Source organism: Clostridium sp. Marseille-Q7071, assembly GCF_965112025.1.
The window spans coordinates 470,356-484,524 of the sequence record NZ_CBCOPR010000001.1 but is presented as its reverse complement, the minus strand read 5'-3'; the positions used below and the strand labels follow the sequence as shown (position 1 = coordinate 484,524).

Genomic DNA, 14,169 nt, shown 5'->3' with positions numbered 1-14,169 from the left:
AGTCCAAAATAAATATAAAATATATGAAGTACTTATGAAATAAACTATATTAAGAAATTTATGTAATCAAATATTTACAAGTCATAATTTTTAATTCACATATGGTACTAACTGTTCTAGATGATAGTATATATTTTTAACACCTTGAGACCAGTTCTTATCTTCTGAATATTTTCTATTTACCCATATAAAGGGATCTACATTCGGAGGTCTATCCTTAGACAAATTGACTACAGTTCTTGAAGCTATTTTAGTTGAGTCTTCAATGTCTGTATTATATTTCTGCCAACTATTAAATACATTAAAGGGATTATTAGCTATTTGTTCAGCATTGTAATGATTTTTAGGAACAAAGCTTTGTTCTTGGCCAGCTATTGCAAAGAGTAGCAATGGATTTAAATTAAACTCTTCTGAGATATTTATTATAGTAGAAAAGTAGGGCTCTTCCATTAAGATTGAATTTCTAGTAGATAGATATTTTTTTAAACTAGCCCTATCTATTTCTCTATATTTAAAACTATCATGAAGATGAGCATTTTTTGATTCTCTTGCAATTTCTTTATACATTTTTGAAAGATGTTTTTGTCTTTCATTAGTAAGATCAAGTGTTGTAGTATAGTATATATCATTGTTAGAAAAAGCCAGTACTTCATTATCGGTTTGATTATTAAAGGTATATTTGGCTTTTAGATTGTATGATATTTCATAATTATTTAAAGTAGTTAAATTGCTAAAAGAATCTTCTTTTAGAGAATTATCTTTATGAAACTGCTCATTATTATTAGATAAATATATTAAGGTATAGGTGCATATACAGCAAAATACTATAACATAAGTGAAAAGTATACTAATTAGTTTATCTTTGGAAATTTTGTTTCTTATTTTCATTTAAAACCACCATAAATCAATTAATATTTTTATAATATGCTTTAATTTAACCGAAATATGGAATATTTATTCATTAACGTAATAAAAGTCACAATGTAACCATATGGCAAATTTAATTAGAATAAAATTTTTAAAATTAATTTTGAAAAAATATATACTGATGTAATGAAATGAAGGTTATGTTATTGTAATACTTTTTCATATAAAAATGATAATTAATGTATAAAGTTTTACTAAATAGCAAATATTTTAATAAATAATTAAATATTATTGAAAAACCTGTTGACTATGTCCAAATATGATGATATTATATTTTTTGTCGAAAGCGACAGATAAAGTGTTAGTAACTAAGAAAAAAATGTGAAAAAAAGTTGTTGACAAAGTCGTAAGTAGATGATAAGATAATTAAGCAGTCGAAAAACGACAGCAAAACTTGGTCTTTGAAAATTAAACAGAGAAATAGGTAAAACCAGTTAATTCATTGAGTTTCGAAAGAAACTTAAAATGACTATTAATAGTCAGCAAACTTTACTTGAGCAATCAAGATACAAACTTTTAAATTGAGAGTTTGATCCTGGCTCAGGACGAACGCTGGCGGCGTGCCTAACACATGCAAGTCGAGCGATGAAGCTCCTTCGGGAGTGGATTAGCGGCGGACGGGTGAGTAACACGTGGGTAACCTGCCTCATAGAGGGGAATAGCCTCCCGAAAGGGAGATTAATACCGCATAACGTATGAAGGTCGCATGACTTTTATACCAAAGGAGCAATCCGCTATGAGATGGACCCGCGGCGCATTAGCTAGTTGGTGAGGTAAAGGCTCACCAAGGCGACGATGCGTAGCCGACCTGAGAGGGTGATCGGCCACATTGGAACTGAGACACGGTCCAGACTCCTACGGGAGGCAGCAGTGGGGAATATTGCGCAATGGGGGAAACCCTGACGCAGCAACGCCGCGTGAATGAAGAAGGCCTTAGGGTTGTAAAGTTCTGTCATATGGGAAGATAATGACGGTACCATATGAGGAAGCCACGGCTAACTACGTGCCAGCAGCCGCGGTAATACGTAGGTGGCAAGCGTTGTCCGGATTTACTGGGCGTAAAGGATGCGTAGGCGGACATTTAAGTCAGATGTGAAATACCCGAGCTCAACTTGGGTGCTGCATTTGAAACTGGGTGTCTAGAGTGCAGGAGAGGAAAGCGGAATTCCTAGTGTAGCGGTGAAATGCGTAGAGATTAGGAAGAACACCAGTGGCGAAGGCGGCTTTCTGGACTGTAACTGACGCTGAGGCATGAAAGCGTGGGGAGCAAACAGGATTAGATACCCTGGTAGTCCACGCCGTAAACGATGAATACTAGGTGTAGGAGGTATCGACCCCTTCTGTGCCGCAGTTAACACAATAAGTATTCCGCCTGGGGAGTACGATCGCAAGATTAAAACTCAAAGGAATTGACGGGGGCCCGCACAAGCAGCGGAGCATGTGGTTTAATTCGAAGCAACGCGAAGAACCTTACCTAGACTTGACATCCCCTGAATTACCTGTAATGAGGGAAGCCCTTCGGGGCAGGGAGACAGGTGGTGCATGGTTGTCGTCAGCTCGTGTCGTGAGATGTTGGGTTAAGTCCCGCAACGAGCGCAACCCTTATCATTAGTTGCTACCATTAAGTTGAGCACTCTAGTGAGACTGCCCGGGTTAACCGGGAGGAAGGTGGGGATGACGTCAAATCATCATGCCCCTTATGTCTAGGGCTACACACGTGCTACAATGGTTGGTACAACAAGATGCAAGACCGCGAGGTGGAGCTAAACTTAAAAAACCAATCCCAGTTCGGATTGTAGGCTGAAACTCGCCTACATGAAGCCGGAGTTGCTAGTAATCGCGAATCAGCATGTCGCGGTGAATACGTTCCCGGGCCTTGTACACACCGCCCGTCACACCATGAGAGCTGGTAACACCCGAAGTCCGTGAGGTAACCGTAAGGAGCCAGCGGCCGAAGGTGGGATTAGTGATTGGGGTGAAGTCGTAACAAGGTAGCCGTAGGAGAACCTGCGGCTGGATCACCTCCTTTCTAGGGAGTCGACGTAGTTGGTAACTCTTCTACGAACACTGGTACTATACTCTGTTTAATTTTGAGCGACCAAGGTCCTACGGGACAAAGGAAAAGCTCAATTGTTCTTTGAAAATTGCACAGTGAAAATATTTGTTTAAATATCCTTTTAAATTAAAAGATAAATAAACAATTTCGTCAAGACAAACAAAAATAAATTTAAAAACTAAAGTTTTTGAATTCTATTTATGCGAATTTGTATAAGACATTTTTTTATAAAGTGATTAAGATTACTTTATAAAAAGCAATAGAAACGAGTAGTACAAGGAAACGAAGGAACGAGGAGCAGAGTTTACTGATGTAAATGAGCACCGCAGTGACTGAAGTTGACGAAGTAATACGAAGTTTATATTGATTTTTAGATAGGTCAAGCTACAAAGGGCGCAGGGTGAATGCCTTGGCACTAGGAGCCGAAGAAGGACGTGATAAGCTACGATAAGCTTTGGGTAGACGCAAATAGTCTGTGATCCAAAGATTTCCGAATGGGGGAACCCACATGGCTACGCCATGTACTATATGCTGAATACATAGGTATATAGAGGTAAACCCGGGGAACTGAAACATCTAAGTACCCGGAGGAAGAGAAAGAAAAATCGATTTCCTAAGTAGCGGCGAGCGAAAAGGAAAGAGCCCAAACCTAAGCCTTTGGCTTAGGGGTTGTGGACAGAACATAAATTTGCTGTATCTTTAGTTGAAGATAGCTGGAAAGCTACTCCGTAGAAGGTAATAGGCCTGTAAGCGAAAGAGATAAGGCAACAGTTCTGATCCAGAGTACCACGAGACACGTGAAACCTTGTGGGAAGCAGGGAGGACCACCTCCCAAGGCTAAATACTACCTAGTGACCGATAGTGAAGAAGTACCGTGAGGGAAAGGTGAAAAGAACCCCGGAAGGGGAGTGAAATAGAACCTGAAACCCTGTGCCTACAACCGATCGAAGCACTTTATATGTGTGACGATGTGCTTTTTGTAGAACGAGCCAACGAGTTACGATATGTAGCGAGGTTAAGTACTTAAGGTACGGAGCCGAAGGGAAACCGAGTCTGAATAGGGCGCAAAGTTGCATGTCGTAGACCCGAAACCGGGTGACCTATCCATGGCCAGGTTGAAGCGAGAGTAAAATCTCGTGGAGGACCGAACCACGTTGGTGTTGAAAAACCATGGGATGAGCTGTGGATAGCGGAGAAATTCCAATCGAACTCGGAGATAGCTGGTTCTCCTCGAAATAGCTTTAGGGCTAGCGTCGATTAATTAAGTAATGGAGGTAGAGCACTGAATAGGCTAGGGGGCATATCGCTTACCGAACCTTATCAAACTCCGAATGCCATATACTTGTATTTCGGCAGTCAGACTGCGAATGATAAGATCCGTAGTCAAAAGGGAAACAGCCCAGACCATCAGCTAAGGTCCCAAAGTGTAAGTTAAGTGGTAAAGGATGTGGGATTTCTAAGACAACTAGGATGTTGGCTTAGAAGCAGCCACTCATTCAAAGAGTGCGTAATAGCTCACTAGTCAAGAGATCCTGCGCCGAAGATGTCCGGGGCTAAAACTTACCACCGAAGCTATGGGTGTACACTATGTGTACGCGGTAGAGGAGCTTTCTGCATTGGCTGAAGTCGTACCGAAAGGAGCGGTGGACGATGCAGAAGTGAGAATGTTGGCATAAGTAGCGAGAGACAGGTGAGAATCCTGTCGGTCGAAAACCTAAGGTTTCCTGAGGAAGGCTCGTCCGCTCAGGGTTAGTCGGGACCTAAGCCGAGGCCGAAAGGCGTAGGTGATGGACAACAGGTTGATATTCCTGTACCACTAGCAGACGTTATTACAAATGGGGTGACGCAGGAGGATAAGATGTGCTAGCTATTGGATGCTAGTCTAAGCGTTTAGGTATGTAGGATAGGCAAATCCACCTACATTAGCTGAGGCGTGATGGGGAAGCCCTTTAAGGGTGAAGTATCTGATTCCACGCTGCCAAGAAAAGCCTCTATGGAGGAAGTTAGTGCCCGTACCGCAAACCGACACAGGTAGGTGAGGAGAGAATCCTAAGACCATCGGAAGAATTGCTGTTAAGGAACTCGGCAAATTGACCCCGTAACTTCGGGAGAAGGGGTGCCTACGCAAGTAGGCCGCAGAGAATAGGCCCAAGCAACTGTTTAGCAAAAACACAGGTCTCTGCTAAAGCGAAAGCTGATGTATAGGGGCTGACGCCTGCCCGGTGCTGGAAGGTTAAGGGGATTGCTTAGTGCAAACGAAGGCATGAACTTAAGCCCCAGTAAACGGCGGCCGTAACTATAACGGTCCTAAGGTAGCGAAATTCCTTGTCGGGTAAGTTCCGACCCGCACGAATGGCGTAATGATTTGGGCACTGTCTCAACAGCAAATCCGGCGAAATTGTAGTGCAAGTGAAGATGCTTGCTACCCGCGATTGGACGGAAAGACCCCGTAGAGCTTTACTGCAATTTAGCATTGAGTTTCGGTACTATCTGTACAGGATAGGTGGGAGACTTGGAAGCAAGGGCGTCAGCCTTTGTGGAGTCATCCTTGGGATACCACCCTGATAGTACTGGAATTCTAACCGGAGGCCTTGAATCAGGTCACGGGACATTGTTAGGTGGGCAGTTTGACTGGGGCGGTCGCCTCCAAAAAAGTAACGGAGGCGCCCAAAGGTTCCCTCAGAACGGTCGGAAATCGTTCGAAGAGTGCAAAGGCAGAAGGGAGCCTGACTGCGACACAGACAAGTGGAGCAGGGACGAAAGTCGGGCTTAGTGATCCGGTGGTTCCTCGTGGGAGGGCCATCGCTCAACGGATAAAAGCTACCTCGGGGATAACAGGCTGATCTCCCCCAAGAGTCCACATCGACGGGGAGGTTTGGCACCTCGATGTCGGCTCGTCGCATCCTGGGGCTGAAGTAGGTCCCAAGGGTTGGGCTGTTCGCCCATTAAAGCGGCACGCGAGCTGGGTTCAGAACGTCGTGAGACAGTTCGGTCCCTATCCGTCGCGGGCGTAGGAAATTTGAAGGGAGCTGTCCTTAGTACGAGAGGACCGGGATGGACAGACCTCTGGTGCACCAGTTGTCACGCCAGTGGCACAGCTGGGTAGCTATGTCTGGAAGGGATAAACGCTGAAAGCATCTAAGCGTGAAGCCCCCCCTAAGATGAGATTTCCCATAACATAAGTTAGTAAGACTCCTGGAAGAACACCAGGTTGATAGGTGAGAGGTGTAAGCATGGCAACATGTTCAGCTGACTCATACTAATAAGTCGAGGGCTTGACCTAATTAATTTCACTGTGCAATTTTCAGAGAATAAAATCTTTCTCTAAAAATTAATAGAAACGAGCAGTATAAGGAAGTGAAGGAGCGAGGAGTGGAGTTTACTAAAGTAAATCAACACCGTAGCGACTGAAACTGACGAAATAATGCGAAGTTTATAGGAATTTTTTATCTGGTGATGATGGTCCTAAGGGTAACACCCCTTTCCATTCCGAACAGGCAGGTTAAGCCTTAGGACGCCGAGAGTACTGCACGGGAGACTGTGTGGGAGGGTAGGTTGTTGCCAGGTAGCTTAAGCTACGCTTAACACAATTGGCTCCTTGGTCAAGCGGTTAAGACACCACCCTTTCACGGTGGTAACAGGGGTTCGATTCCCCTAGGAGTCACCATAAAATATGCAGATGTGGCGGAATTGGCAGACGCACTAGACTTAGGATCTAGCGCTTTACGGCGTGGGGGTTCGACTCCCTTCATCTGCACCACTTGCGGGTGTAACTCAATGGTAGAGTGCTAGCCTTCCAAGCTAGTTACGAGGGTTCGATTCCCTTCACCCGCTCCAAAATATGCGTTTTTAGCTCAGCTGGATAGAGCAACGCCCTTCTAAGGCGTGGGCCAGGGGTTCGAATCCCTTAAGACGCACCATATATTGGGATATCGCCAAGCGGTAAGGCACCAGACTTTGACTCTGGCATTCGTAGGTTCAAATCCTGCTATCCCAGCCAAGCGGTTCACTAGCTCAGTCGGTAGAGCACATGACTTTTAATCATGGTGTCCGGGGTTCGATCCCCCGGTGAGCCACCAAAGCTTTGGCTCCTTGGTCAAGCGGTTAAGACACCACCCTTTCACGGTGGTAACAGGGGTTCGATTCCCCTAGGAGTCACCATAACTCTTACTTTTAAAGTAAGAGTTTTTTATTTTTTTGTAAAATATCATATTTTATTTTTTTGTAAAATATCATATATAATTAATATGGATTAATTGCATATGATAGAATTATGAATGTATGAGATTAATAATAAATATATACAAAGTTGAAAAACAGAAGGAATTTGAAAAACTAATTTCTTAAAAAGCTAACCTCATGCAAGGATAATTAATTATATATTAAGAATCAAAATGAAAAAGAGCAGTAAAAAACTAAAGTTAATAAAATTTATTAAAAATAATGCCAATATCTACAATTGATATTGGCATTATAATTTTAATAAAAAAAACTCATATTTATAACTTTATATTACATATCGCTTATCATTGGTAATTTCTTTTTAGATGTCTTTGAAAGTATAATTCCATAGACTATACCTAAAGAAAGCCAAGTGAAGCCCACAGTTAAGGCAAAGGTTGATAAATTAGTCCACAAATAGAAACAAACAATAAACCCTAAAGCTGGTATTATTAAATTAGAGAAAATCTTTCTCTCTTTCTTTTTAATAAAGTAATATACAATTACCGAAAGATTTACACACATGAATCCAACAAGTCCGCCAAAGTTTAATAGTTCTGTTACTAAAGATATGTTAAGAGTAAGTGCACCTATAATTCCTATAGTACACATTATAAAAATGTTGTAAGTCGGAGTCCTATATTTTGGATGTAAATGAGTAAAGAATTTTTTTGGCAATACTTCATCTCTTCCCATACCAAAAAGTAAGCGTGCAGCACTAGATTGTCCTGTAAGTCCTGCGGTAAGGGTAGAAATAACAACTGCAAAAGTATAAAGTCCTGCTAAGAAAGCTCCTCCTGCAAGTTTAGCTACTTCAAATAAAGCGGTATCTGAAGATGCAAAGCTTGAATAATCAGGCCATACTAATTGTATAATATAAGCTTGAATTATAAAGATTAATCCACCTACAATACAGGAAATAAGGGCAGCTTTTCCAATATCTTTTTCTGGTTTAATTGCTTCCTCTGCCATAGTAGTTATAGAATCGAAGCCCAAGAAAGAGAAGCAAGCAATTGCACCACCAGCTATAAGGGTTGAAACTGAAAAAGTACTTTCATTATAGAATGGTTTAATTGATAATAGTGTTCCTTCACCAACTCCGCCTAAGAGTGACTTTCCACAGATAAATACAAATATTACTACAATGGCACCCATCAATCCTACTAAATAAAGATTTGCCTTAGCAGCAATTTCTACACCAAAATAATTTACAACAGTAGTTACTCCACCTATGATAAGTACCCATACCCAATAAGGGATGGATGGTATTGCCACATTAGCATAAGCTGCACCTACCATGAATACCACCAATGGAACTAAAACATAACTCATGAACATACACCATCCAGCTAAAAAGCCAAGATAGGGACTAATAGCACGCTGAGTATATGTGTAAGTTGATCCAGCCACTGGAAAAGCCGCTGCCATACGACCATAGCTATAAGCTGTAAATAACATTGCTATCATTGCACAAAGATATGCCAACGCTAGCATTCCACCTGTTAATTGTGATGCTGTGCCATAGATATATGCTGGTGCAATAGGAGTCATAAAAGCAATTCCATAAATAGTTAAGTCTTTTAATGTTAAAACTCTTTTTAACTCATCTTTATAACCAGAATTTCCATTTTGTGAATTTGTTTTTTTTACGCTTTCAACTTCTGTATTCAATTAAATATCCTCCTATCTTTTAGCACGAACTTTACCATTTAATTTCTTCTGCATTTGCAAGTCTACAAATGACTGTTGCTAATATGTCAGCTAAAGCTTTTAATTTATTTGGATCTACTCTTTCTGGCTTATCCTCTGGGCTATGATAATGCTTATCTCCAGGTCCCCAAATCCATGTAGTTGGAACACCTGCTTCAGTAAATCTTCCACTATCAGGTGTACCTAATACACAATAATCTTGCTCTAGATAATATCCCATTTCATCAGCTACATCTACTACATAATTACATAGTTTTTCTGGAAAATGAATTTGTCTACCTGGCCAATTTCCACCTTTCATTACCCAAAGTTCACTGCCAGCACCTACCATATCTACTTCAATACCTGCTTTAATTTTTTCTAAGTCATCTTTATGTTTTTTAATATAGGCATCCGAACCTGCTGAACCAAGTTGTTCTTCAGCACCTAGTGATATAAATTCTACTGTACGATGAAGCTTTTTATCTTGTAATATTCTTGCAAGTTCCATAATAATTGCTGTACCAGAACCATTATCGTTTGCACCTGGTGTTCCAGCAGAATCTCTATGTCCATAAATAATAATTTTTTCTTCAGGAAATTTACTACCTTTTTTTATTCCTCTAATATTAACTGAATATCCATCTTTATTTTCAGTTTTTACTACAAGATTTACTGACACTGTTTCATTATTCATAAGTTTTAAGAGTTTATCGCCTTCAATACAATCTATAACTACAGCTGGAATTGGCTGCGGATCAATTGGAAGAAATCTTCTTTCACTTTCAAAATATCCAGTTTCTAAAGTAGTGATAAATATCCAAGGATCAAAATTAATAAGAATTGCTCCTATTGCGCCATTTTTTGCTGCGTTACATATTTCAGGCCAAAATTGATCTTTCATTGTTTCTTTATCTCTTTCAAAAACAACTATTTTTCCTTTAACATCTTTTCCTTCATAATCTTCCTCTAATCCTTTATTTACATAAATTAATTCTCCATTTAATCCACCATCGCAGGTTGCTTCAGAGAAGAACATAGCTCTTGAAGGAATTTCTATTTCATTGTTAATTTTTATAAAAGAATACTCTTCATTAAATGCTTTTATAGGGAACTCCTCCTCTATTATTTGAATTCCTGAATCTTTAAAGGAATCTGCTACTAGCTTTGCAGCCATATGTTCTACTTCTGAGCCTGCAAATCTATTTCCAAGTCCTGCTAATTTCTTGATGTCATTGAACATCCTCCCTGCTTTTGATTGTTGAATAATGCTACTCATAATGAGACCTCCTAAAATTATATGATTATTATAAATGTGATTTCACACATATATTATATAAAGCAAGTGACATGCCAATTAAAAAAGCAAGGAAATCTACTGATTTTCTTGCTTTGTGAATGGTAAAACTATGTAGTTTTTTTAAACTGGTACTTTAAGGTATCGAAAAAGTGAGAAATTTCACACTTTTACTAAATACCTTCTTTTTTATGTGATACCTTTTAGTTGCATAGTGTTACATTTTTGTATCATCTTTTGATAAATCTAGTTGTTTAATTTTTAATTGTAGATTTTTTCTAGCAATATTTATTTGCTTTGCCGTAGCAGAAATGTTCCAGTTATTTCTTTTTAAGGCTTGAGTTATGTAGTTTTTTTCAAAAATTTTTTTCGCTTCGAGAAAAGGTATTTCATCATCTTTAATATTAGTTATTTCCTCATTTTTTACTTCTTTTGGTAAAGCATGAGTATGGATTATAGTGCTAGAAGAAAAGACTACTAACCTCTCCACTAGATTTCTTAGCTCACGGACATTTCCAGGCCAACTATACTCCAAAAGGATTTTTAATGCTTCATCAGAAAAAGCCATGAAAGGTTTGCGCATTTCACTACAAAAATATTGCAGAAAGTGATTAAGAAGTATAGGAATATCTTCAAGTCTACCTTTTAATGGTGGCATATGAATAGGAACTACATTTATTCTATAAAAAAGATCTTCTCTAAAATTACCTTTAGCTACCTCTTCAGATAAATTTTTATTAGTAGCCGCTATTAAGCGGAAATTAGCTTTAATAATTTTAGTACCGCCTACACGTTCAAATTCCTTCTCTTGTAACACTCTAAGAAGTTTACTTTGAAGTTTTGGAGAAATCTCACCAATTTCGTCAAGAAAAAGGGTTCCACCATTCGCCATTTCAAATCGTCCAATTTTCGTTGATATTGCTCCTGTAAAAGACCCTTTTTCATGACCAAATAATTCACTTTCTAGAATGCTCTCGGACAAGGCTGCACAATTTACTTTTACTAAAGTACCATCACTACAAGAGCTATTTTGATGTAAGAGATTAGCAACAATTTCTTTTCCTGTACCACTTTCACCAGTAATTAATACAGTGGCATTTGCAGACGCAACAATATTAATGTTTCTTTTAATTTCTCTAATTTCAGCACTATTACCTAATAACTGTACTCTTTTTTCCATTGCTTCAATTCTATTTTTTAGGATTCTATTCTCAGTATTTAAGTTGTAAAAGTTTACTGCTCTTTCCACATTTAAAAGAAATTCTTCTATATTTAAAGGTTTTACAAGATAAGTATAAGCACCAAAGGTCATAGCTTCAACTGCACCTGAGATTGAAGCTTCCCCTGTAAGCATAATTACTTGAATATCAATATGTTCATTCTTAATTTTATTTAATACATCAATACCACTAATACCTGGCATTACAATATCACATATAACTACGGCATAAAGTTCATTTCTAAGCATAGTAAGAGCATACTCTCCATTAGTAGCTATATCAACATCATATCCTTTAGACTTTAAAATTCTAGAATGAATTTTTAAAAAACTTTCATCATCATCTATCATCAAAATTTTATTTAGCTTATTAGGCATCTATATCACACCTTTCCTTAGAAGGGAGTATAATCATAAAGGTTGTCCCATGTTTATATTTACTTCGTACTTTAATTTGCCCTCCATGCTTTTCAATCTCTTTATTGACAATCCATAGCCCTAGTCCTGTACCTTTACCTGTTTCTTTTGTAGTAAAGAAAGGTTTGAATATTTTGTCTAGATTTTCTTTCAGTATTCCTAAACCTGTATCAGAAAAACATATTTCTATTTTTTCATTATTTAGGTTTTTACCGTTAATATTTAGTTTCCCTCCTTTAGGCATTGCTTGAACTGCATTAGTAATGAGATTCAAAAATACATGTTTTATAGAACTAGATTTACCAAATACATATAGTGGTTCATTAGGTAAGTTTATAGTTACATCAATATTTCCTTTAATGATAGATGTTTTCTCTAAAAGAAGCACTTGCTCAAGAAGATTTCTAACTTCTATTTTTTTTATTTTTTCATCTGAAGGACGAGAGAAATTTAAAAGATTATAAATAATTTTCTCAGCTCTTATAATGTTAGAGTCTATTTCTTCAATAGCCTCTTTAACTATTTCATCTTTATGGGCATTACTACAAGAATTAAGTAAGTATGAAGCACCTTTTATTACAGCTAAAGGATTTTTTAATTCATGAGTAATTCCTGCAGACATTTGCCCAATTGCAGCCATTTTTTCAGCTTGAATAAGTTCTTTTTCAAGCATAACTTGCTCCGTTACTTTTCTACTATGTACAACTATTTCATCAATATTACCTGAACTATTATATACAGGAAATGACCAAAGATGATACACCTCTGAGTCTCTTAAAATTTCACTTTTATATTCGGCTTTAGTTTCTAATGTATGTATTATAGGACAATCTCCACAAGAACAGTTTGACTGATTGAAAACTTCATAACAAAACATACCTATAATATTGTCATTTTTAAAACTTTTTTTAGCTATATTTAAACCCTTATAATTAATTCTTCTAATTTGATAATTTGGTCCTAAAATCATCATTATTCCACTAAAACTATTAAAAAGAGTTTCTAGCTGATTCTTATTTCTAATTATACTTTCTGTATATTCTTCAATTTTTCTACTCATGGTATTGAAAGACTCAGCTAAAACACCTATTTCATCTTTAGAGGTTACCTTTACAGTCTCACCAAATTTTCCATTAGCTATTTTTTTAGCATCTTGAGTAAGAGTTAAAATAGGATTTGTTATTTTTAAAGAAAGATGAACTCCCATAAGTAAAAGCATAAATATAATAAGTATTATAGCTAACCAAAACTTTGATGCTAAATTTTTAAAACCAACTACATAGTCATTCTTATTAACTTCTATACCTATGCTCCATCCTAAGTTATTAATTGGTTCAAAAGAAACGAGGTGTTTCTCTGATTCTTTATCATATAACAGGAGTCCCTTTTCACCATATATCATACTAGATAGTATTTTTTCATAATCTTCACTAATTTGCTGTTTAAAAATATTAGTATTAAGCAATTCACCTTGTATAGGACTTGTCCTCATATACTCTGGATGATAAATAACACTTCCTTCCTGATCTATTATAAAGGCAAATCCTGAGTCACCTAAACTAAAGTCTGCAAGCGCCTTTTTAATTTTGTTTAAAGAAACATCTATGCATACAATCCCTTTAAAATTTCCATTTATATAAACAGGATGAGAACAGGTGATCACCCATCCTTTTCCACCGTAATCATAGTAAGGGTTAGTCCATATTGCTTTAGACTTATTATTATTTTCCTGCGCTACTAAAGTATAAAATGGATCTTTTCTTTGATCATGATCTGGGGCAAAAGTCAAATTGGACAAATAAGGATATACTCTAATAAATCCATTATTTGAAACCATATATATGTATTCTATAGAAGAGTTACTTTCTTTTATTTTTTTGAAAACATTATCTAACTTTTCCGTATTAATAAGATCATTTATTACTTCTTCAGTAAATTCAATATTATTAGGCATATATACATTTGAAATATTGCTTAAAGAAGTTTCTTTATTTATTTGTCTTTCTAACACTCCTCTACTATCGAAAGAATAGTGATCTGGAATAGAGTTTCTACTTTGCTTTTCATTTAAGATATACTCTGTCCATTGAGATAAATTTTCCACTTCTCTTTCTACTTGATCTAAGTCTTTTGAAATAACATCTGCTTTTTCTTTAGCAAGTGCACCTAGATTTTCTTTCATATTCTTCTCTTCTATAGTTCTACTTTCTTGAACAAAGAAAAGAGTAAATAGTGTAAATGGTACTATGCATATGAGAAGAAAGAAACTTATTATCTTAATAACTAAAGATTTTCTCATAATCATTGCACTCCTTTATTTTGTACTTATAGAAGCATAAAATG

General features: G+C 37.3%; 5 protein-coding genes, 7 tRNA genes and 3 rRNA genes. 10 read left to right on the top strand and 5 right to left on the bottom strand.

Annotated elements, in window-relative coordinates; genetic code table 11:
- Positions 1-90: 90 nt before the first annotated feature.
- The gene (locus tag ACWPW7_RS02190) at positions 91-888 is read right to left on the bottom strand and encodes a hypothetical protein (RefSeq protein WP_454052198.1); all 798 of its coding nucleotides are present in this window, start codon (positions 886-888) and stop codon (positions 91-93) included.
- A 556-nt stretch (positions 889-1,444) separates the two neighbouring features.
- On the opposite strand from ACWPW7_RS02190, the gene ACWPW7_RS02185 reads away from it, so the two are divergent.
- The 10 genes from ACWPW7_RS02185 (at position 1,445) to ACWPW7_RS02140 (ending at position 7,144) form a co-directional block, all read left to right on the top strand.
- A 16S ribosomal RNA gene (locus ACWPW7_RS02185) occupies positions 1,445-2,956 on the top strand.
- 404 nt (positions 2,957-3,360) lie between these two features.
- Positions 3,361-6,266: ribosomal RNA gene (locus tag ACWPW7_RS02180) — 23S ribosomal RNA — on the top strand.
- A gap of 166 nt (positions 6,267-6,432) precedes the next feature.
- A 5S ribosomal RNA gene (rrf, locus tag ACWPW7_RS02175) occupies positions 6,433-6,550 on the top strand.
- Together the 16S, 23S and 5S rRNA genes with 7 tRNA genes alongside form the textbook arrangement of a ribosomal RNA operon.
- A 25-nt stretch (positions 6,551-6,575) precedes the next feature.
- A tRNA-Glu gene (locus ACWPW7_RS02170) sits at positions 6,576-6,650 on the top strand.
- A gap of 8 nt (positions 6,651-6,658) precedes the next feature.
- Positions 6,659-6,743 (top strand) — tRNA-Leu (locus ACWPW7_RS02165).
- Between the two features lie 3 nt (positions 6,744-6,746).
- Positions 6,747-6,820: transfer RNA gene (locus ACWPW7_RS02160), tRNA-Gly, on the top strand.
- Positions 6,821-6,826: 6 nt separating this feature from the next.
- Positions 6,827-6,903 (top strand) — tRNA-Arg (locus tag ACWPW7_RS02155).
- A 5-nt stretch (positions 6,904-6,908) separates the two neighbouring features.
- A tRNA-Gln gene (locus ACWPW7_RS02150) sits at positions 6,909-6,983 on the top strand.
- Between the two features lie 3 nt (positions 6,984-6,986).
- Positions 6,987-7,062, top strand: a tRNA-Lys gene (locus ACWPW7_RS02145).
- 7 nt (positions 7,063-7,069) lie between these two features.
- Positions 7,070-7,144, top strand: a tRNA-Glu gene (locus tag ACWPW7_RS02140).
- Positions 7,145-7,495: 351 nt separating this feature from the next.
- On the opposite strand, the gene ACWPW7_RS02135 is transcribed toward ACWPW7_RS02140, so the two are convergent.
- The 4 genes from ACWPW7_RS02135 to ACWPW7_RS02120 form a co-directional block, all read right to left on the bottom strand.
- Positions 7,496-8,875, bottom strand: coding sequence for an APC family permease (locus ACWPW7_RS02135; protein WP_454052197.1), 1,380 nt, complete (start codon positions 8,873-8,875; stop codon positions 7,496-7,498).
- A 31-nt stretch (positions 8,876-8,906) separates the two neighbouring features.
- Positions 8,907-10,172 carry a M20/M25/M40 family metallo-hydrolase gene (locus tag ACWPW7_RS02130; RefSeq protein WP_454052196.1) on the bottom strand — a complete coding sequence of 422 codons (1,266 nt, stop codon included), beginning with the start codon at positions 10,170-10,172 and terminating at the stop codon, positions 8,907-8,909.
- Positions 10,173-10,407: 235 nt separating this feature from the next.
- A complete protein-coding gene (locus ACWPW7_RS02125) occupies positions 10,408-11,787 on the bottom strand; it encodes a sigma-54-dependent transcriptional regulator (protein ID WP_454052195.1) in 1,380 nt (459 codons plus the stop codon).
- Positions 11,780-14,125, bottom strand: coding sequence for a cache domain-containing protein (locus tag ACWPW7_RS02120; protein WP_454052194.1), 2,346 nt, complete (start codon positions 14,123-14,125; stop codon positions 11,780-11,782). The genes ACWPW7_RS02125 and ACWPW7_RS02120 overlap by 8 nt, the downstream gene beginning before the upstream one ends.
- Between the last annotated feature and the right edge of the window lie 44 nt (positions 14,126-14,169).